This window comes from Kribbella sp. NPDC050124 (genome assembly GCF_044460355.1).
In the GTDB taxonomy this organism is placed as follows: Bacteria; Actinomycetota; Actinomycetes; order Propionibacteriales; family Kribbellaceae; genus Kribbella.
Genome location: NZ_JBITJU010000003.1, coordinates 171101 through 189778, shown reverse-complemented (window position 1 = coordinate 189778; position 18678 = coordinate 171101). Strand labels below are relative to the sequence as shown.

Annotated in this window: 22 protein-coding genes and 1 pseudogene; 7 read left to right on the top strand and 16 right to left on the bottom strand. The window is 68.9% G+C overall.

Features of this window, described 5'->3' with window-relative positions; all coding sequences use genetic code 11:
• Window positions 1-11: 11 nt before the first annotated feature.
• From ACIBL3_RS10610 to ACIBL3_RS10595, 4 genes are read right to left on the bottom strand one after another with little or no spacing between them, the layout of a single operon-like run.
• Window positions 12-632 (bottom strand): hypothetical protein, encoded by a 621-nt coding sequence (locus ACIBL3_RS10610; RefSeq protein ID WP_396353035.1) that lies wholly within the window; start codon window positions 630-632, stop codon window positions 12-14.
• On the bottom strand, window positions 629-1447 hold the full coding sequence (locus ACIBL3_RS10605) for a carbohydrate ABC transporter permease (RefSeq protein ID WP_396353034.1): 819 nt from the start codon (window positions 1445-1447) through the stop codon (window positions 629-631). Before ACIBL3_RS10605 ends, ACIBL3_RS10610 begins: the two co-directional genes overlap by 4 nt.
• Window positions 1444-2409, bottom strand: coding sequence for a carbohydrate ABC transporter permease (locus ACIBL3_RS10600; RefSeq protein WP_396353033.1), 966 nt, complete (start codon window positions 2407-2409; stop codon window positions 1444-1446). The genes ACIBL3_RS10605 and ACIBL3_RS10600 overlap by 4 nt, the downstream gene beginning before the upstream one ends.
• Window positions 2406-3647, bottom strand: coding sequence for an ABC transporter substrate-binding protein (locus ACIBL3_RS10595; protein ID WP_396353032.1), 1242 nt, complete (start codon window positions 3645-3647; stop codon window positions 2406-2408). The genes ACIBL3_RS10600 and ACIBL3_RS10595 overlap by 4 nt, the downstream gene beginning before the upstream one ends.
• Before the next feature lie 197 nt (window positions 3648-3844).
• Between ACIBL3_RS10595 and ACIBL3_RS10590 the strand changes: the two genes are divergently transcribed.
• A complete protein-coding gene (locus ACIBL3_RS10590) occupies window positions 3845-4870 on the top strand; it encodes a LacI family DNA-binding transcriptional regulator (RefSeq protein WP_396353031.1) in 1026 nt (341 codons plus the stop codon).
• Window positions 4871-5103: 233 nt separating this feature from the next.
• Here the strand turns inward: ACIBL3_RS10590 and ACIBL3_RS10585 are convergent, their stop codons facing one another.
• From ACIBL3_RS10585 to ACIBL3_RS10565, 5 genes are all read right to left on the bottom strand, one after another.
• Window positions 5104-5664, bottom strand: a complete 561-nt coding sequence (locus tag ACIBL3_RS10585) for a BON domain-containing protein (protein ID WP_396353030.1) — start codon at window positions 5662-5664, stop codon at window positions 5104-5106.
• Between the two features lie 66 nt (window positions 5665-5730).
• Complete coding sequence (locus ACIBL3_RS10580; protein WP_396353029.1) at window positions 5731-6708, bottom strand: aldo/keto reductase; 978 nt, start codon at window positions 6706-6708, stop codon at window positions 5731-5733.
• 71 nt (window positions 6709-6779) lie between these two features.
• Complete coding sequence (locus ACIBL3_RS10575; protein ID WP_396353028.1) at window positions 6780-7172, bottom strand: VOC family protein; 393 nt, start codon at window positions 7170-7172, stop codon at window positions 6780-6782.
• 34 nt (window positions 7173-7206) lie between these two features.
• On the bottom strand, window positions 7207-7713 hold the full coding sequence (locus ACIBL3_RS10570) for an SRPBCC family protein (RefSeq protein ID WP_396353027.1): 507 nt from the start codon (window positions 7711-7713) through the stop codon (window positions 7207-7209).
• Window positions 7710-8282, bottom strand: a complete 573-nt coding sequence (locus ACIBL3_RS10565; RefSeq protein ID WP_396353026.1) for a TetR/AcrR family transcriptional regulator — start codon at window positions 8280-8282, stop codon at window positions 7710-7712. Before ACIBL3_RS10565 ends, ACIBL3_RS10570 begins: the two co-directional genes overlap by 4 nt.
• A gap of 141 nt (window positions 8283-8423) precedes the next feature.
• Here ACIBL3_RS10565 and ACIBL3_RS10560 point away from each other — a divergent pair.
• Window positions 8424-8738 (top strand): annotated as a pseudogene (locus ACIBL3_RS10560) (MFS transporter); the annotation flags it as partial.
• 118 nt (window positions 8739-8856) lie between these two features.
• Here the strand turns inward: ACIBL3_RS10560 and ACIBL3_RS10555 are convergent.
• Complete coding sequence (locus tag ACIBL3_RS10555; protein ID WP_396353025.1) at window positions 8857-9012, bottom strand: hypothetical protein; 156 nt, start codon at window positions 9010-9012, stop codon at window positions 8857-8859.
• Window positions 9013-9039: 27 nt separating this feature from the next.
• On the opposite strand from ACIBL3_RS10555, the gene ACIBL3_RS10550 reads away from it, so the two are divergent.
• The gene (locus ACIBL3_RS10550) at window positions 9040-9516 is read left to right on the top strand and encodes a MarR family winged helix-turn-helix transcriptional regulator (protein ID WP_396353024.1); all 477 of its coding nucleotides are present in this window, start codon (window positions 9040-9042) and stop codon (window positions 9514-9516) included.
• Window positions 9513-10751, top strand: a complete 1239-nt coding sequence (locus ACIBL3_RS10545) for an MFS transporter (RefSeq protein WP_396353023.1) — start codon at window positions 9513-9515, stop codon at window positions 10749-10751. Before ACIBL3_RS10550 ends, ACIBL3_RS10545 begins: the two co-directional genes overlap by 4 nt.
• Here ACIBL3_RS10545 and ACIBL3_RS10540 read toward each other — a convergent pair.
• From ACIBL3_RS10540 to ACIBL3_RS10530, 3 genes are all read right to left on the bottom strand, one after another.
• Window positions 10738-11694, bottom strand: coding sequence for a formylglycine-generating enzyme family protein (locus ACIBL3_RS10540; RefSeq protein WP_396353022.1), 957 nt, complete (start codon window positions 11692-11694; stop codon window positions 10738-10740). The two genes, ACIBL3_RS10545 and ACIBL3_RS10540, sit on opposite strands and share 14 nt — an antisense overlap.
• 24 nt (window positions 11695-11718) lie before the next feature.
• On the bottom strand, window positions 11719-12579 hold the full coding sequence (locus ACIBL3_RS10535) for an LLM class flavin-dependent oxidoreductase (RefSeq protein WP_396353021.1): 861 nt from the start codon (window positions 12577-12579) through the stop codon (window positions 11719-11721).
• 153 nt (window positions 12580-12732) lie between these two features.
• A complete protein-coding gene (locus ACIBL3_RS10530; RefSeq protein ID WP_396353020.1) occupies window positions 12733-13185 on the bottom strand; it encodes a GNAT family N-acetyltransferase in 453 nt (150 codons plus the stop codon).
• Between the two features lie 17 nt (window positions 13186-13202).
• Between ACIBL3_RS10530 and ACIBL3_RS10525 the strand changes: the two genes are divergently transcribed.
• Window positions 13203-13838, top strand: a complete 636-nt coding sequence (locus tag ACIBL3_RS10525; protein ID WP_396353019.1) for a hypothetical protein — start codon at window positions 13203-13205, stop codon at window positions 13836-13838.
• A 400-nt stretch (window positions 13839-14238) separates the two neighbouring features.
• On the opposite strand, the gene ACIBL3_RS10520 is transcribed toward ACIBL3_RS10525, so the two are convergent.
• Window positions 14239-14949, bottom strand: a complete 711-nt coding sequence (locus tag ACIBL3_RS10520) for a 2OG-Fe(II) oxygenase (RefSeq protein ID WP_396353018.1) — start codon at window positions 14947-14949, stop codon at window positions 14239-14241.
• Between the two features lie 428 nt (window positions 14950-15377).
• Here ACIBL3_RS10520 and ACIBL3_RS10515 point away from each other — a divergent pair, with 428 nt between their 5' ends.
• Both ACIBL3_RS10515 and ACIBL3_RS10510 read left to right on the top strand, forming a co-directional pair.
• Entirely contained in the window at window positions 15378-16247 is an 870-nt protein-coding gene (locus ACIBL3_RS10515) for a hypothetical protein (protein WP_396353017.1), read from the top strand.
• A gap of 43 nt (window positions 16248-16290) precedes the next feature.
• Entirely contained in the window at window positions 16291-17160 is an 870-nt protein-coding gene (locus ACIBL3_RS10510; RefSeq protein ID WP_396353016.1) for a LysR family transcriptional regulator, read from the top strand.
• On the opposite strand, the gene ACIBL3_RS10505 is transcribed toward ACIBL3_RS10510, so the two are convergent.
• Together ACIBL3_RS10505 and ACIBL3_RS10500 are read right to left on the bottom strand one after the other, a co-directional pair.
• Complete coding sequence (locus ACIBL3_RS10505) at window positions 17117-18052, bottom strand: alpha/beta hydrolase (protein ID WP_396353015.1); 936 nt, start codon at window positions 18050-18052, stop codon at window positions 17117-17119. The two genes, ACIBL3_RS10510 and ACIBL3_RS10505, sit on opposite strands and share 44 nt — an antisense overlap.
• A complete protein-coding gene (locus ACIBL3_RS10500) occupies window positions 18049-18582 on the bottom strand; it encodes a hypothetical protein (protein WP_396353014.1) in 534 nt (177 codons plus the stop codon). Before ACIBL3_RS10500 ends, ACIBL3_RS10505 begins: the two co-directional genes overlap by 4 nt.
• Window positions 18583-18678 lie beyond the last annotated feature (96 nt).

Genomic DNA, 18678 nt, shown 5'->3' with positions numbered 1-18678 from the left:
TTCCTGGTGGTTCAGACAGTACGACGCAGGTCGAGAGCGACCGGTGCGTCGCGGTCGCAGCCGAGCCGGTCCGCGTCCGCGCGCAGTACCGCGACGTGGATGTCGGTCAGCCGCCGCGGATCGACTCCGTTGTCGACGCGGTGTTGATCTGAGGTGGCGAAGGTGCGGTGGGTGAAGTAGAAGATCCAGCCGACCTCGAGCCCCTGCTCGTCCCGGCCCACCACGACGTCCGCGTGGTGACCGACGCCCCGGTCGAGGGAGCGCGATCCCGGTTCGTCGAGGATTCGGCCGGCCGGCTCCCAGGTGGTCAGGTCGGTCGACCGGTACACCGCCTGACCGCGCCACTCGCCGGTGATCATCCAGTAGTATTCGCCGACCCGGAACACGTTGCGGCCCGGATGCGGATCGAGGCCGGCCACGACCCCGCCGTACGTCCAGGTCAGACCGCCGTCGACCGACTGGGCCACGCCGATGTCCGTGCCGTGCACCCAGCGGGTCCCACCGTCGGGCTCGCGCGCACGGCGCTGGGTGTAGAACATCCACCACGTCCCGTCCGGTCCGGCGATGAGCGTCGGATCGGTCGGCGCCAGATGCACCGGATCGGTGGAGAGCGGCGACGGTGCTCGCATCACGACTTGACGCTTCCGGCGAGCAGGCCGTCGACGATGTGGCGTTGGGTCAGGATGAAGAAGACGACCATCGGGATCAGCACCAGTACGCTCATCGTCATGAAGCCGGGCCAGTCGGTGGAGAACTCGCCGACCGAGCGGTACACCTGCAGCACCAGTGTCGCCTTCTCCGGCGAGCTGAGGAACACGCTCGGGGTGATGAAGTCGTTCCAGATCCACATCGTCTGGAACACCCCGACGGTGGCCAGGATCGGCCGGATCAGCGGCAGCACGATCCGCCAGTAGATCTGGAACGGCCCGGCGCCGTCGATCCGGGCCGCCTCGATGATCTCGAACGGCAGCCGGCTGATGTAGCCCTGGATCAGGAAGTACACGAAGATCGAGCCGCCGGTGTAGATCACCACCAGCCCGCGCAACGTGTCGACCAGTTCGACGTCGACCAGCATCCGGTACAGCGGGATCAGCGTCGACTGCCCCGGTACGACGAAGCCGAGCAGCAGCAGTGCCCCGAAGATCCGGTTGAACCGGCTGGCCCGCATCGCCATCGCGTACGCCGCGGTCGAGCCGACGAACAGCATCACCACGATCGAGGCGACCGTGACGATCAGCGTGTTCACGAAACTCCGGCCGAGCGGCACGGTCTCGTAGATCTGCTGGTAGTTGCCGAGGAACAGCTGCGTCGGCAACGCCAACGGCGACTGCGTCATCTCCTCCTGCGTCTTCAGCGTGTTGACGACGATGTAGTACAGCGGCACCCCGACCAGGCACGCCAGCAGGATCATCACCACACTGGTGACCGGCGAACGTCGTTGTTTCAAAGGACTCTCCGTTCGATGCGGCGGGAGACCCAGAGCTGGGCGACGGCGACCACGCCGACCGCGATGGTGAACAGGACGGCCAGCGCCGACGCGAGGCCGTAGCGACCCTGGGCGACGCCGCTGGTGATGATCGACTGCGTGATCGTGTACGTCGAGTAGCCCGGACCACCCTTGGTCAGCGTGTACGGGAGGTCGTAGACCTTGAGCCCGCCGGTCATCAGCAGGAAGTTGCTGATCACGATGGCCGGGGTCAGCAGCGGCAGCGTGAGGTGGAAGAACTGCTGCCGCGCCGAGGCGCCGTCGATGGTCGCCACCTCGTAGTAGTCCGACGGAATCGACTGCAGGTAAGCCAGATACAGCATCGCGTGCCAGCCGGCGCCGCCCCAGACCGCGACCACGATCACCGACAGCCGCGCCAGCGTCGCGTCCGACAACCACGGGTACGGACCGGCGTTGAACAGGCTCTCCAGCACCGAGTTCAGGACGCCGGATCCCAGCGGGGACAGGATGTAGCCCCAGACCAGGCCGAGGATCGCGATACTCGGGATGGCCGGGAAGAAGAACACCGACCGGACGAAGTTGCGCGCGAAGAACTTCTTGTTCAGCACGACGGCCAGCGGAATCGCGACCACCGTGATCAGCACCGCCGAACCGATCGTGAACGCGAGGGTGAACCCGAGACCGGCCAGCATCGACGGATCGGTCAGCACCTTGGCGTAGTTCGACAACCCGACGAACTTCACGCCGGCCGAGTAACCGGTGAAGTCGGTGAAGCTCCAGTAGAACGTCTGCGTCAGCGGCACCACCAGGAGCACCACGAAGACCAGCGCGACCGGCACCAGGAACAGCTGGTTCGCGGACGTCTCGCGGGCCCGGGCCCAGCTGATCCGCGGTGGCCGGCCGGCAGCCCCGCCCGGAACCTCGGTGGAGGTCCCGGGCGGGGCGATCAGGCCAGCGGTCACGACGTACTCGCAAGCTTGGTGTCGAGGGCGTTCGCGACCTGCTCAGGCGTCGCCTTGCCTTGCACCAGCAGCTGGAGCTGCGCGGTCGCCTCGACGTTGAGGATGTCCTCGGCCCGCTTCCAGGCGATCTGCGGCAGGTACACGTTGCCGGCCCGGACGTCCTTCACGATCGGGGTCAGCGCCGGGTCGAGGGTGGGCTCGAAGTCGGTGGTGACGGTGATCGCGCCGGTCGCCTTCTGGTACAGCGCCATCGCCTCCGGCGAGTCCAGGAAGGTGAGGAACTTCTCCGCCGCCTCGGGGTTCTTCGCCTTGGAGTTGATCGCGTACCCGGGGCTGGCCGCGCCGGCCAGGTACGGCTTGCCGCCGTCGATCCCGGGGATCGGGGCCATCTCGATGTTCAGCTTCGGCGCCGCCTTGCGGACCCCGGGCACGTCCCACGGCCCGGCGATCATCATCGCCGCCTTGCCGGTGGCGAACTCGGTCCGGACCTGGTCACCGGTCAGGCCGACCACTCCGCGGGTCACCAGGCCCTCGGACCACAGCCGCGACCACTGCGTCAGCGGCTCGACCCAGTAGTCCTTGAACTTCGCCGACCCGTCGAAGATCTTCTGGTCCATGGTGTCGCCGGTGGACTGGTTCTCGGCGCCCAGGAACGCCGACAGCGGCGTCGACATGCCCTGCACGGACTCCAGGTACGGCGTGACGCCGGCGTCCTTCAGCTTCTTGCACAGGGCAAGGAACTCGTCCCAGGTCTGCGGGATCGTGGTCGCGCCGGCCTTGGCCAGCAGGTCCTTGTTGTAAAGGATCCCGGCGCCCCAGGACGCGACCGACATCCCGTACACGGCGCCGTCCGGGCCGGAGTACGTGGTCTGGTTGAACTTCGGCACGTTCTTCAGGTACGGCTTGTCCTTCAGGTCGACCACGTGCTTGCCGTTGATCAGGTTCGTCTTGTTCTCGGCCGCGATCGCGAACACGTCGGCCGCCGTACCGGCGAGGATCCGCGACTGCAGCGTGGAGATGTACTCCGCGACCGGCGGGGCGTTGGAGAACTCGACCTTGAGGCCGGGGTTCTGCTCCTCGAACTTGGCGATCAGCGGCTTCATCGTCTCCTCGCCGTCCCAGGAGAAGAAGGTGAGCTTCTTGTCGTCACCGCCGCTCCCCGGCGTGCCACCACAGGCGGCCAGCGGAAGGGCGAGGGCAAGGGCCGCCAGGGCGGCCAGAGTGCGGCGTTTCCTCATCGCAACTCCAGAAGGTGTCGAGGGGGTTGCTTCTTGTCCCGGGCGTGCTGCGCGGCACTCGGCGGCGCATCTCGCCGCACCGGTGCAAAGGTCACGATGCTCCGCATCGAGCCCTTCGCCCCGGCACACCGAGCTACACCCCCGAGCACCTGCTCGCGACTGCCCGGGACAAGAAGCAACCCCCTAAGGTATGGACCATGAAGAAGGGGTCCACCGTGGTGACGATGGCCGATGTGGCGCGGTCCGCGGGGGTGTCCACGATGACCGTGTCGAACGTGATCAACGGCCGGCCGCGGGTTGGCGCGGCGACCCGGGAACGGGTGCTGGCGGCGATCAGCGACCTCGGCTACCAGGTCAACCTGGCGGCCCGCCACCTGCGCGCGGGCCGGACCGGGGTGGTCGGCCTCGCGGTTCCGGAACTGGAACGCCCGTACTTCGCCCAGTTGGCCGGCCGGCTCGCCGACCGGTTCGAGGCACACGGACTGCGGATCGTGATGGAGCGCACCGGCGCCAGCCGCGAGGGCGAGCTGGACGCGGTCGCCTTCTCCCGGCTGCGGATGTACGACGGCCTGATCCTGAGCGTGGTCGACATCGACCCGGCCGAGCTGACCCAGATCCGGACCGACGCACCGGTCGTGCTGATCGGTGAGCGGGCGCTGCCGTCGCGGTTCGACCACGTGATGATGGACAACGTCGACGGCGCCCGGCAGGCGACCGCGCACCTGCTCGCCACCGGAGCCCGGCGGATCGCGATGCTCGGCGGCAACCCGGACACCAGCGCGAACATGCCGGCGCTGCGGGCCGAGGGCTACGCGATCGCGCACACCGCGGCCGGCGTGGCGATGGATCCCGAGCTGATCGTCCGGTGCAGTTTCCGGCTGCAGGACGGGTACGACGGGATCCGGTCGCTGATCGATCGCGGGACCGCCTTCGACGCGGTGTTCGCACTCACCGACGTGGTGGCAATCGGGGCGCTGCGGGCGCTGGCCGATGCCGGACGGCGGGTGCCGGACGACGTCCAGGTGGTCGGGTTCGACGACATCGACGAGGCGTCGTACCTGGTCCCGTCGCTGTCCTCGGTGAATCCGGGGCACGACGCGATGGCCGAGGCGATCACGTCGCTGCTGGTCGCCCAGATCACCGGCGGCCCCACCGGCGACCCCCAGGAACTGATCGTCCCCGCCGAGCTCTTCCAGCGCGGCACGACGAACCCCGTCGCCTGACCGCACTGCGAACCTCATCGAATCTCCCGGGAGGGTGGGCTGTTCGACAGAGGTATATCGATAAACCTAACCAGTCGGCAAGAGGTCGGCTTCAACGAGTTTCCGGCGCGCAGGCGCGCCGCTCGCCCCGCGCTGCTCCCTGCACCACCCTTCCGCACGCCCGCGGAGCGGGCGTGGCGCAGCCCGGCGCCACCGCTGGTGTGGCGAAAGCGCCGGACTGGATTTGGGGTTGGTCAACTAGGTGTGGGAGAGCGGTGGCCGCGGCCCTTGCCTTGCAGCGTGGGTACGTCGCCTGGCTCTTCGTGGACCGTCCATTGGGCGTCCACGGACTTCACACCCGGGATCCGTTTGACCGCGTGCCGGGTCGCCTTCTCCTCGGCGGCGAGCATGTCGCCGACCAGCGTGACGGTCCCGTTGTCCACACGGACCTGCACCGCGTGCGGATGGCTGGCGTGCCGGCCGAGCTCGGCCCGGACCCGGTCGTGCAGGACCGAGTCGTCGGCCGAGCGCCCGGTGACGCGGTAGCGGGCGGCCATCGCCATCCCGCGTCCGCGGTTCGTCATGTCCCGGGACAGGCCGTTCAGGCCTTCCCCCATCCCGCGGCCGACGTGCGCGGACCTGTCCCGCAACCGGGCTCGTCGTGCGCGGCCTCTGTCCGGGTCCAGCAGGTATTCGGTCACCACCCCGGCACAGACGCTCGCCACGGCAAGCCCGGCGGTCTTGAGGAACGGATGCCCGTGATCCTTCACCGCGATACCGCGGCGCCGGGTACTGCGGTCGACGATCAGTCGCATCTTTCTCTCACCCTCTCGATGACGGTCGCTCACCGATCGGGTACCCATTCGGCCGCAGGGAATTCGTCACCGCTCCAGCAGCGTCGCGATCTGCGTCATCTGCTCGTCCCGCAACGGCCCGAACTCCATCGCCCGCGCGTTCTGCTCCGCCTGCTCGACAGTGCGGAACCCGGGGATCGGAACGGTTCGCGGGCTCCGCGCCCACAGCCACGCAAGGGCTCCCTGGGCCAGCGTCCGCCCGTCGCTCTCGAGTACGTCGCGAATCGCGGACACCTTGTCCCACCACTCGGGCGCGGGGACGCCACCCTTGTCGAAGTACCGCAACCAGGCCGGGGGAAGGGTCCGGATGTCCGCGCCGGTGGCCGGCTGGTTCGCGTCGCGCCGACCCAGAAGGCCCATTCCCAAGGGCGTTCGGTTGATGCTGGCCAGATCGGCGCGTTCGCAGAGCGCGAAGAACTCGGGCGCGTCGTGCAGGACGCTGGCCTCGTGCTGCACCGCCGAGCAGTGCTTGCCTTCCGCAAAGAACTCCGCGCTGGCCGGCGTGTCCGTGCTCCACGCGTAGCTGCGGATCAATCCCTCGCGGACGAGCTCTTCACAGGCCTCCCGCAACGGCAGCGCGACGTCGTTGGTCGTGTCGAAGTGCAGTTGGTAGACGTCGATGTAGTCGGTCCCGAGCCGGTCGAGCGACGCCCGGACCGCCTTGCCGACGTACTCGGCCGACTTGTCCTGGTGGTGCATGACGCCGGTCGACTCGTCGAAGGTGTTGCCCCACTTGGTCGCGATCACCACCTGGTCCCGCATCCCCGCCAGCGCCTTGCCGAGCACGCGCTCGCTGTGGCCGGCGCCGTACACGTCGGCGGTGTCGAAGAAGGTCACGCCGAGGTCGACGGCGCGCCGGATCGCCCGCACCGACTCGTCGTCGTCGACCTCGCCCCACCCCAGCGGCTCCCCGGCCGGATTAGTGAACGGACCCCCGATCGCCCAGCACCCGAACCCCACCGGGCTGACCTCGATACCGACTCGTCCCAACGCACGTTTCTCCATACTCCGAGCCAACCAGCACCGCGGTCAGACGTCCAATGCATCTTTATCGCACAGTCGATGCGCTCAGAACATCAACTCACTCCGGTGACCCGGCCGGCGGCGTCCGTGGTGTAAAGACCCTTGGACAGGTCCAAGACGACCAGAGGGTTGCCGAACGGGTCCGCGACGACGGCGCAGCGGCCGACCGGGATGTCGAAGGCGGCCGTGACCAGCCGGCCGCCGCGGCTGACGATCTGCTCGGCCGCCTCGTCGGCCGATGTCACCAGCCAGCTCGGCGCGTAGTCGAGGTCGGTCGCGAGCACGATCTCGGTGTCGCTGTCCGGCAGTCGCAGCCCGGCTTGGCCGATCTCGTCGTTCCGCCACACCAGCTCGTGCCCCAGCACGTCCCGGTAGAAGGCCAGTCCGCTGTCGAGGTCCGGGACCCGCACCGTCACCGCATCCACTGCCCGAAGTAGTCCGCTCATGCGTCCCAGGATGCCCGTCTTGGAGGGGTTGAGCTCAGGGTGCGGTGGCGCGGGCGGCGAGGGCCTCGTTCATGGCGGCGAACTGGGGCTTGATCGTGTTGTTCAGCATGGATCTGGTGAACGGAATGGCAGCGCCCCGGAAGGTCTCCTCGTGGATCAACCGGGTGCGGCCGTTCGGGAGCTCCTCGAGCCGGAACGAGTGCTCGCCGTCGAAAATGAACCCAGGCGGGACCTTGCCGATCCAGCGGAGCTCCTTGTTCGGCTCGACGACCAGCAGCTCCGGGGTGAACGAGGTCTCCTTGCCGTTGGTGTCACGCAGCACGTTCGTGATCGTGCCGCCGGCTGTCAGCTCGCCGGTGGAGGAGATGATGAACGGATTCCACTCCGGGTAGGCCTCCCGGTCGGCGAGCACCTTCCAGACCTGCGCCGGGTTCGCGTCGATCTCGATGGCGGTGTGCAGGACGAACGGCCGGACGACCGTGTAGACGGTATAGCCCGCGATCAGCACGAGTAGGGCGCCGAGGGCAACGAGAATCTTCATGACTGCTCCTGAACAGGACCGAGCGTGCTGAGCACCAGCTCGCTCACGTAGGCGGGTGTGATCGGCTCTCCGGTGATCAGGAGCCGGTAGTACAGCGGGCCGACCAGCTGATCGACCAGTACGGCGGGGGAGGCATGCCCGGGGACGAGCCCATCCTCCTGCGCTCGAGCGACGACCGCTGTGACGGCCGCGTGCCGCTCACCCCACAACGCCCGGACGCTCTCACTGACGCGCGGTTCGCGGGCGGCGGCCGCGGCCAGGTCGGCGATCAGGGTCGTTGGTACGGCGGCCAGCGCCGAGGAGATCGCGGTGACGAGATCGGTGAGGTCGTGGCGCGGGTCGCCAGTCGGCTCGAACGACACGGCGGCCCGCAGCCCGGCGATCATCGCGATCACCAGCTCGGCCTTGCTCGGCCAGCGCCGGTAGATCGTGGTTTTCGCCACCCCGGCCCGGTCCGCGACCCGGTCAACCGACATCCCGTCGTACCCACGCAGCCGCATCTCGGCCATGGCGGCCTCCAGCACCCGGCCCTCCACCCCGGCATCGCGCGGCCGCCCTCGTCCCACCATCGCCATCCTCTTTTCGCTACTGCGGTGTCGGAAATACCGTAGCTCGGATCGACGGATTTACGCAACTCCGGTAGCGATTAATAAACGCTGCCACGATTTGGCAGGTTTTACTGACAGCGTGCTCGGGTTGCGGTTCCGCAGGCGGTGTTGTCGCCGTACTTCGGCCGGCTCGCCGATCGGTTCGACCGCCGCCGGTTGTGGATCGGCTGCGATGTGGTCAGCGCGATCGCCGCCCTGTGCCTGCCGATCGGCCTGGCCGTGGGTGCGTCGCAGCAGGCTCTCGTCTACGCGAGCAACTTGGCGCTGGCGATGGTCGCGGCGTTGTTCGTCCCGGCGAGTGCCGCGCTCGTGCGGGAACGGGTGCCGGCACCGAAGTTGCGCCGGTTCAACGGCCACTACGAGATCGCCCTCCAGTCCGGCATGTGGTGCAGCCGCTGCTTGGAGTCGGCGTGCTGATGGGTGGCGTGTTCGTCGGGGCGTTCGTGTTCGGGCAGGCGCGGATCGCGACCCGGTCGCTGCTGATGACGTCGGTCGAGGAATCGCGGGTCGGCCGGGCGTTCGGCGCCGCCAACGGCTACGGGCTCGCCGCAACGGTCGTCGTCATGCCGCTCGCGTCGGTTGTCACGGGACGCACCGACACCAGGTACGGCTTCGCAACACTGGCGGTGATCAGCGTCGGCGCCGCCGTGCTCGTCGCGGCCTGGATCCGCCGGAATGGATCTGACAGCACTTATATAAGTGCTGTTATGATCCGGACATGGACGATCCGACGGAAGAGAGTCAGTGGCGGAGCCTGCATCAGTTGCTGGGGCGGATGGATGCGGAGATCGGGCGCATCTACACCGAGCGGCAGATCAAGGGGCTCAAACCCAGTTACGTGATGGAGCTGCTCCGGCTGCACGCCAAGGGGACGATGACGATCACCGAGCTGGCCGAGTCGGTCGGCCGGACCCACTCGGCGCTCAGCCAGAAGGTCTCGGCGATGCGCACCGCCGGCCTGGTCCGGACAGTGCCGGGCACCGACGCCCGGAGCAAGAAGGTCGCGCTCACCGCGAAGGCCAAGGGCATCGTCGAGTTGCTGGCGGCCGAGTGGCGGGCGACCGAGGCGGCGATCACGGAACTCGAAGCGGAGCTCCCGTACCCGATGACCCAGGTGGTCCGGGACGTCGAGGAGGCGTTGGCGCGCAAGAGCTTCCACGACCGCATCGCCGAGAAGCTCGAGCAGCAGCCATGAGCGCCCGGCATGCGCTGATCGACCTGGAACCGCTGCGAGTCTCGCCGGTCTTCCGGCGGCTGTGGGCCGGACAGGTGCTGTCGACGTTCGGCGGTCAGCTCGCGTTCGTCGCGGTGATGTTCCAGGTGTGGGACCAGACGTCCAGTGCGGCCTGGACCGGGGCGGTCGGGTTGTCTCAGGCATTGCCGCTGATCCTGCTCGGTCTGTTCGCGGGCGCGGCTGTCGATCGGGTCGAGCGGCGGCGGTTCTACCTGATCACGATCAGCGGCCAGGTCGTCGTGTCGGCGCTGATGGCCGGCCAGTTGGTGATCGGGCCGGTGCCGGTCGGCGTACTGCTGGGGTTCGTCGCGGCGCAGGCGGCGTTCGCCGCCGCAGGTGGGCCGGTGGCGCGGACCGTGCTTCCGCAGCTGCTGCCGCGGGAGTTGCTCGCCGCCGGGATCGCGCTCAACCGGGTCGGGTTCCAGGGTGCGATGCTGATCGGCCCGGCGGTCGGCGGACTGATCGTGAACGCGTGGGGTGTCGGCGTCTGCTACCTCGTCGACTGCCTGAGTTTCCTGGCGGCGATGTACGGCGTACTCGGCCTGCCGACGATGCGCGTCGAGGCGGTGGCGCGACCGGGACTGGGTGGAGTGCGGGACGGGTTGACGTTCGTGGTGTCGACGCCGGTGATCCGGGGTGCGCTGCTCACCGATCTCGCGGCGACGGTGTTGTCGATGCCGATCAGCCTGTTCCCGGTGATCAACGCCGAGCGGTTCGGCAACGATCCGCGGACGTTGGGGTTGTTCCTGAGCGCGATCGCGGTCGGCGGGGTGACGGCGTCGGTGCTGTCCGGCTCGTTCACGCGGTTGCCGCGACCCGGTGTCGTGATGCTCGCCGGGTCGGCCGGGTGGGGGATCGCTTTGGTGCTGTTCACGTTCTCACCGCTGCCTTGGCTTGCGTTGGCGTTTCTCGCGGTCGCCGGCGCTGCCGACACCGTGGCCGTGGTGTCGCGGAGCACGATCGTCCAGTTGCACACGCCGAACGAGTTGCTGGGCCGGGTGACGGCCGCCGAGCAGATCGTCGGGCAGGCTGGGCCGGACCTCGGGAACCTGCGCGGCGGCCTCGTGGCTCAGGCGACCTCCGGAGTGGTTGCGCTGGCTTCCGGTGCCGTGCTTTGCGTCGTCGCCGTGTTGGCAGTGGCCGCGACGACGCCTGGACTTCGCCGTACGACGGTGTCGGACGTCAGCCGGCAGTGACGGCGACGGTGCGGAAGCCGGCGTTGCCCATCGAGGACTCCGGGGTGTTCGACGAGCGGGCTGCGTTGCGGTAGCGGTTGCAGTACGAGTCGTGGCAGAGGTACGAGCCGCCACGCATCACCCGGGAGGCGCCGAGGGACGGACCGCGTGGGTCCTCGTCCGGAGAGAACTTGTAGTACCGCGGGCCGAACCAGTCCGCACACCACTCCCACACGTTGCCGACCGTCTGCCACAGGCCGTAGCCGTTCGGCTCGAAGGTCCGCACCGGGGCGGTGGTCAGGAAGCCGTCCTGCTCGGTGTTCGACTGCGGGAAGACACCCTGCCAGATGTTGCAGCGCCAGACACCGTCCTCGCCGACCAGGTCGTCGCCCCACGGGTACCGCGCGCCTTCCAGACCGCCGCGGGACGCGAACTCCCACTCGGCTTCGGTCGGCAGCCGCCGCCCGGCCCACGAGCAGTAGGCGACCGCGTCGTTCCAGCTCACGTGCACGACGGGATGGTCGTCGAGCCCATCGAGGTCGGACCGTCCGCCGCCGGGGTGCCGCCAGTCGGCGCCGTGCACCCCGGTCCACCATGGTGTGCCCGCGGCAGGTCCCATCAGGTCGGCCGGATCCGCGTGCACCGCCAGGTGGAACACCGCGGAGAACCCGTAGATCTCCGCCTCGGTCCGGTAGCCGGAGTCCTCGGCGAACCGGGCGAAGTCCCGGTTGGTCACCGACGTCGCGTCGATGCTGAACGGCTGCACCCGCACCTGGTGAATCGGCACCTCGCCGTCACCGGGGTTGCCGTCCCCGTAGCCGTCACCCATGGCGAACACGCCGCCCTCGAGCGCGACCTGCTCAACGCCATGCTGCCCGGTGGCTGCCGGTGCAGGCGGCGGTGCCGAACCGAGCCCGACCACTGGCCGGGACGGCGCGCAACACGACGGCTGTTCCTCACTCATGACGCCAGGATCTCAAACCCCTGATCACAGGGTTGGTGGGCCTTGCTCGATGCGTCGGAGGACGGGGTCGAGGCGGTAGAAGTCGGTACCGCGGATCAGTTGGCGTTCGTCCCACCAGGTGGCTCCGGCCTCGGCCAAGGGTTCGACGGTGGCCCGGGCGTCGGCAGGGGTGGTGATGCCGCCGACGATCACGTCGTACGGCGTCGCCTCGTCGTTGCGGAGGCTGTGCAGGTAGGTGACCAGCTCGCGGAGTTGCTCGACCGGCGGGGCTTCGCCGTGGTTGGCGTCCAGGAACAGCGGTACGGCGCCGTCCCAGCGGGCCGCGCGTCGCATCGGCGTCTTGCGCGGCCAGTACCCGGCGATCCAGACCGGCGGCCGCGGGCGCTGAACGGTTGCCGGGAGCAACGTCACGTCGTCGGCGTGGTAGTGGCGGCCGTGGTGGTCGACCGGCTCACCGGACCAGTACGCCGTCAGCAGGTCGAGGCCCTCGTCGAGCCGCTCGGCCAGGATCTTCGGGTCCGTCTCGTCGCCGAAGCTCCCGAACTCGTCGTCGATCGGACCACCGAGACCCGCCCCGAAGACGACGCGGCCGCCGCTCATCGCGTCGAGCGTCGCGACCTGCCGCGCGAGCTGCTCCGGTCGCCGCCGTGCCACCGGAGTGACCAGCGGGCCGAGCGTGATCCGCGAGGTCGCGAGCGCGGCCGCGGTCAGCAACATCCACGGGTCCCCGAACGGCTGCCCCTGCCGTTGCTTCTTGCTGTGGACGACGTGGTCCCACACGAACAGCCCGTCCCACCCCGCTTCCTCCGCCGTCGTGGCCACCCGGGCGACGGTGTGGGCGTCGGCAAAGTCCCCGAAGTTCGGAATGTTGATCGAGAAGCGCACACCCGCATCCTGCCCCCTCCGACCGCCCCCGGCAATCGGGTTCCCGCCGATGACGGCTTATGTCACCAACAGCGGGTTGTGCAACACACCACCGGTGACATAAGCCGCCATCACGGGGTCAGTCGGGTCTGACCGCTGAGCGCGGAGCGACGTTCACCGGCGTGGTTGCTCTAGGCGCAGCTCGATGAACGGGATGGTGTCGCCGGGGAGCAGGTAGGTCTCGACCTCTTCGAAGCCGTGCGCCTTCGCGAAGCGCAGTCCGTCCTCGTTGGTGGCGAGGATGTGCGTCTCGATGCCTTCGGCGCTGAGCTCGCGGCCCTTCGTCAGGCTGCGCTCGTAGATCGCCGAGCCGTAGCCCTGACGCCTGTGCTCGGGCAGCACGCGTGCGATCACGGTCGCCGCCGCGGTCTCCTCCGACGGCGGCCGAACCGTCGAGCATCCGACCAGGACGTCACCGGCGTACGCGACCTCGAGCACGTGCCGCCCCGCTCGCTCGCGAACCTCGTCCACCGACAGCGGCGCGGTCGGAATGATCTCGTTGTGCACGCGCTGCCAGTCCAGCAGCGTGGCGTCATCGGTCACCGGCACAATCCGAAGCTCAGGCACCATGCGAGTCTAGTGCCGTGCGGATTCTCTATGTGGGTAACAGCTTCACGGCGCGCAACAACCTGCCCGGGCTGATCAAGGCGATGGCTGCCGCTCGCGGGATCGAGATCGAGCACAAGCTGATCCAGGCCGGCGGCGCCTCCCTGCGCCAGCACCTCAACGCCGGCAAGGCGCTCGAGGCGATCGCGGGTGGCGAGTACGACGTCGTCGTACTGCAGGAGCAGAGCACGCTCCCGATCAAGTCACCGGCCCGCTTCCGCGAGAGCGCCCGAGACTTCGACAAGGCAATCAAGGCAGCCGGCGCCCGCACCGCCCTCTACATGACCTGGGCCCGCCGCAACGCGCCCGACACCCAACAGGCTCTAACCACCGAGTACGCCGCCGCCGCTGCCGAACTGGACGCCACCCTCATCCCGGTAGGCCTCGTCTGGCAACACTTCCTGGCCGAGTATGACCAGCCGGTGCTCCATGACAAAGACAACAGCCACCCAGCCCTACCAGGCACGTACCTAGCCGCCTGCGTCTTCCTGATAGCCCTACTCCACGAGGACCCAGTCGACATCGACGTCCCGGTAAAGGCCCTAGACCCCGCCACCGCCACCCTCCTCCGCCAATCCGCCTGGACCATCTGCGAGTCCCTCACCACCGAGTAGCCCCAACGGACACAACCTCCGGCCGCGGCTGACTTCCGGCCGCCTCCGGCGGCGCGCTCAACCGTGTTGCGGTCGGAGGTGATCGGCGGCGCGTGACGTGACGGGGGCAGTCGAGGGGATGCGGTTAGAGGAGCAGAGAGCCCTGGCACCCACTGTCCGTCCCGGTGGTTCTGGTACCGCGTCCGAAAGGTTGGCTTGCCATCCTGCTGTTTGGCGTCCCGCGTACCTGGGGAGGGTTTCGCACCTGAATCGGCCAGGAATGCTCCCCATCCCGGCCACGCGGCCAAACGACCGTAGGTTCGTTCGCCGAGTTGTGGATTTCTGTTGCAGATCCGCTCACCAGACGACCGAAATCGACGACTCGCCGACATCGCCGACCCGCGCGGGGGGTCGTGTCCGGTTACGTGGCGTCGTGGAAGACGAGGCCTAGGGTGTGGCGGTGGCCGGTGTGGATGGGGGAGACGCCGTGGCGGACGGGGGAGGCGGACCAGCCTCGGGTTGATTGGACGGGGCGGTCTCGGGTGGTGAAGACGAGGCCGTGGCCTTGGGGGATGAGGGTGGCGGTGCCGCGGGACTGGGCTCGTGGGCGTTGTTCGACCAGGAGGAACTCGCCGCCGGTGTGGTCCACGCCGGGGTCGTTGAGGTTGATGACGACTTGGAGCGGGAAGACCTTGTCGCCGTACAGGTCACGGTGCAGGGCGTTCCAGTCGCCGGGACCGTAGCGCAGCAGGATCGGGGTCGGGCGGGTCTGGCCGGCCTGGTGGCAGATGTCGAGCCACTCGTCGAGGGTGTCGGGCCATTCGGCGTCGCGGCCGAGTTTGGCGTACCAGTCGCGTGCTATCGGCAACAATCGCGGGTAGAGGGCCTGGCGCAGCGACTCGACCGGGTCGGGGAAGGGCTCGGCGAAGTACCGGTACTCGCCCTCGCCGAAGCGGTGCCGTGCCATGTTGACGGTCGCCCGGAACCGCGACGCGTCGTCGTACAGCGCGGCGATCCGGGCCGCCTCGCGCGGGGTCAGCAGTTGCGGCAGCAGCGCGCACCCGAGGTCGTTCACCTCGGCCGTCACCTGGTCCCAGTCAGCCGTCGCTACGCGTCGCTCAAACGTGGTCATGAGTATGGAACGGCGAAGCGCCCCGGCCTGTGAGTCCGAGGCGCGAATGTGCTCGGTGGTTGCCAGGGGACCAGCGGCCCGTCGAGTGACACGCCGGGCGGACGGCCGACCACGCGGCCAAGCTGGTCCGACGCTTCGACGCCGGGGCGTACGTCGTACTCGCTTGAACACCCACGACCTCACTCGCGACCGCGGCCATCTTCGCGAGGGACTCAGCCGTTTGAAGGCCCGGCTCGTCGTCGCGGCGGTCGACTCCCGATCGGCTCTACCCGCCGGCGCTCTCGGCCGAACTGGTCGCGGGCGGGGTGAGGGGATCCGTCACATCTCGGCCGGCCAGCCGGTCCATGGTGGTGGAAGGCCTGCGTCTCTTGACTGGAGGCGCGGGTGGAGCGACGGTTGGGAGAGGGGTGGGTGGGCACCGAATGCGTATGGCGGACAACGGTTGGGCAACGTATCGCCGCGGCTGGAGAGCAGCGGTGGCGGTGCTGGCCGGTCTCGGCCTGGTGACCGCACTGGTGTTCGTCGGGTGGTCGACGAACCTGGTCGCCTTCCTGATGGGCGGGACCCTGGTGTCCTCTGTCTATCTGAGTGTCGGGTTGGCCCAGGAGCGGAAGACCCCCGAGCTGATCCGGGACGTGCTGCGCTGGGCCGGCCGGGCTGGGCTCTGCGTGGTGGCGATCTGTGGCTACGCGACCGCGATCGGGATGGCCACCCTCTGGCTGGTCCTGCTGCTCGGCGTCACCTCACCACCGGTCGTCACCTGGATCTGGCCTCAGCAACCAGGATCAGTACGGCGGCCTGCCCCCGAATCCCCGGCCGAGCGAGAACCCCGCCCGAGCCGGACGCGGGACACCGAGCCCAAGATCGACCGCAAGCCCGACCGCGGTGTCGATCACAAGGCCGACCGCAAGGCAGATCGCAAGGCCGACCGGAAGGCGAAGGCCGACCGGAAGGCGAAGGCCGACCGCAAGGCGAAGCGGCAGCCGATCCCCGAGCCGCCACCACTCCCGGAGCCGGTCCTCCTCGAACCGTCCGCACCCGTCGACCTGACCGGCTTCACCGACGAGGACCTCTGCCTCGCCTGGCGGCGCAGCTTCACCGAACTCCAGGGCTGTACGACGGACGAGCAGCGCCTGGCGGTGATCGCCGCCCGGACCGCCTACCTGGACGAGCTCGAACGCCGCGCCCCCGACTCCTTCACCCAGTGGCTCGAATCCGGGCCCCGAGCCGCCGGCAACCCCTCCAAGTTCTTCGCTCCCCGGACCAACCACGGCGAACCCGAGTCAACAGTCGATTGACGATCTGCCGTGATCGGCGGGGATTCATCGATATCATCGATGCATGCTCGATCTGGTGCGGCTTCGGGTGCTGGCGGCGGTGGCGGCGCACGGGTCGGTGACGGCGGCCGCGCAGGCCCTGCACTACACCCAGCCGACGGTCAGCCATCACCTCGCGCGATTGGAGGCGGCAACCGGCGCGCGGCTCGTGCAGAAGGCGGGGCGTGGCATCCGGCTGACGCCCGAGGGCCAGGTGCTCGCGCGGCGAGCCGCCGAGATCATCGGCCGAGTCGATGCGGCCGACGCGGAGCTGGCCGCGCTCATCGGGTTGGAGGTCGGCCGGGTCCGCCTCGGCGCGTTCACCTCGGCGCTGACCGTGCTGGTCCCGCCCGCGGCCGCCGAGCTCCGCCGCAGGCACCCCAACATCGAGCTCGAGCTGACCGACGTCCATCCGGTCGTCGCGCAGCAGCAACTCCGTGAGGGAGTGCTCGATCTGGCGATCATCTTCCGGTACGACGACGAGCCGCCGAGCGACGGCCTCCGGTACACCTACCTGCTCGACGACCCGGTCTACCTGCTGAGTCGCCGTGCCGGGGACAAGCTCACCGACCACCGCGACTCGGCCTGGATCGCGGGGTGCGTGCACTGTCGGCAGGAGTTCGTCGACCTCTGTGCGGAGGCCGGGTTCACGCCGCGGATCGCGTACACGAGCGACGACCTCATGGTGAAGCAGGCCTTCGTCGCGCACGGCCTCGGCGTCACCACCATGCCGGGCCTCGCGCTGCGCTCACACCTGGCCGACGGGGTGAAGGCGACCAAGGTGAGCGCCGTACGCCGCATCTACCTCGCGACGTACGGCGAACCGCCCGACCCACCCGCAACCGCTGCGTTCATCGAAGCGCTGGAAAGGCACCACGGAGGTCAGCCCCGATGAGGTCGATCGCGTGCCGCGCGGCCGACAGCACGCCCGGGAAGTTGAGGAACGCGTGCATCGTGCCGGCGTACTCGACGAGCCGCGCCGGTACGTCGTCCTCCGCGAGCCGACCCGCATAACCCCGCGCATCGTCGCGGAGCGGATCGCGTCCGGCGGCGAGGATCAACGCCGGCGGCAGGCCCTTCAAGGACTCGGCCCGCTGTGGTACGGCGGTCGACGGCAACTGCCCGGCCGGGAAGTACTGCGCCGACGACCAGCGTCCTGGGGCGATGCTGAGGAACGTCCCGTCGAACAGGCGATACGACTCGGTGTCCTGGTCGACGTCGAGACTGGGATAGCAGAGGATCTGGCGATCGGGGAGTGGCCGGCCCTCATCGCGGTCGAGCAGGCAAGCACCGGCCGCGAGGGCGGCGCCCGCACTCTGACCGCCGACCCCGATCCGGCCGTCTCCGTTGAGCTCGGCAGCATGCTCACGCAGCCAGTCGAGCGCGTCGCGAACGTCGTGAAGCCCTGCCGGATAGGGGTTTTCGGGCGCCAGCCGGTAGTTGAGCGAGACAACGGTGACGTCGCCGGCGGCCGCGATCCCGGACGTCGCGCACTCGATGTCACGCAGGTGTCCGCCGATGAACCCACCTCCGTGCAACCACAGCACCAGCGGCCTCGGCTTCCCGGTCGGGGGCCGGTACAGCCGGGCCTCGAGGGTGCCGATGGTCAGGTCCTTGACCTCGACGGCCGGGGCGATTGGCCCGGCCAACTCGGGGTCGGGAAGCTCCTCGCGGTCGAGCAGCAGGGCTTGGTAGGGATCGAGTTCCGGACCTTCGGGCTCGGCTGCGAACCGGGCCAGCAGGGCGTCGGTTTCCGGCGCGAAGGTGGGCAGGTCGACGACGGTCATGCCGGGACCTGCGCGGGCTTCAGGTGACGGGCCGCGTGGCCGAAGAGGACGCCGTCCGGTGGGGTGGCGGCGTACTCGGCCAGTGCTCCGATCCCGCCGTCGTACCCACCGCCGGTAGCCGGGTCGTTCCACGCGGTCTCGTCGTACTGCTCGATCTCCGCGACGAGGGCGTCGGCAACGCTGTGGAACCGGTGCAGCAGGAGGCCCGACGGGATGTGCCGACCCGCCTCGACGCCGCCGACGTTCAGCGCACTGCCCGCGTCCGCCGTCTCCCAGCGCGGATCCAGGCTCCAGTGCAACCGCCCGGCGGCGGCGTCCCGCAGGACCGCGAGTGTGATCTCGTCCCACATCAGGATGTGCGCCGTCAGATCGTGCAACGAGTCGCAGAAGTGCCCGAGCGGCCCCGATACCACCCGGTACGGCGCCCGCAGCTCAGCCTCACTCAGTCCGTCGATCCGCTCCGCCAACAACCAGTGATCATCCAGTACCAACCGGGCCGCCTCGGCCGGAGTAGTAGTCGCTTTACGCATGACCCGAGCCAATCAGCTCACGTGCTCTGCACGCCCTGAATTGACGGAAGTCTTCAATCCATCGCGGTAGATCCGCTCGAAGGGCTGTTGCAGGCG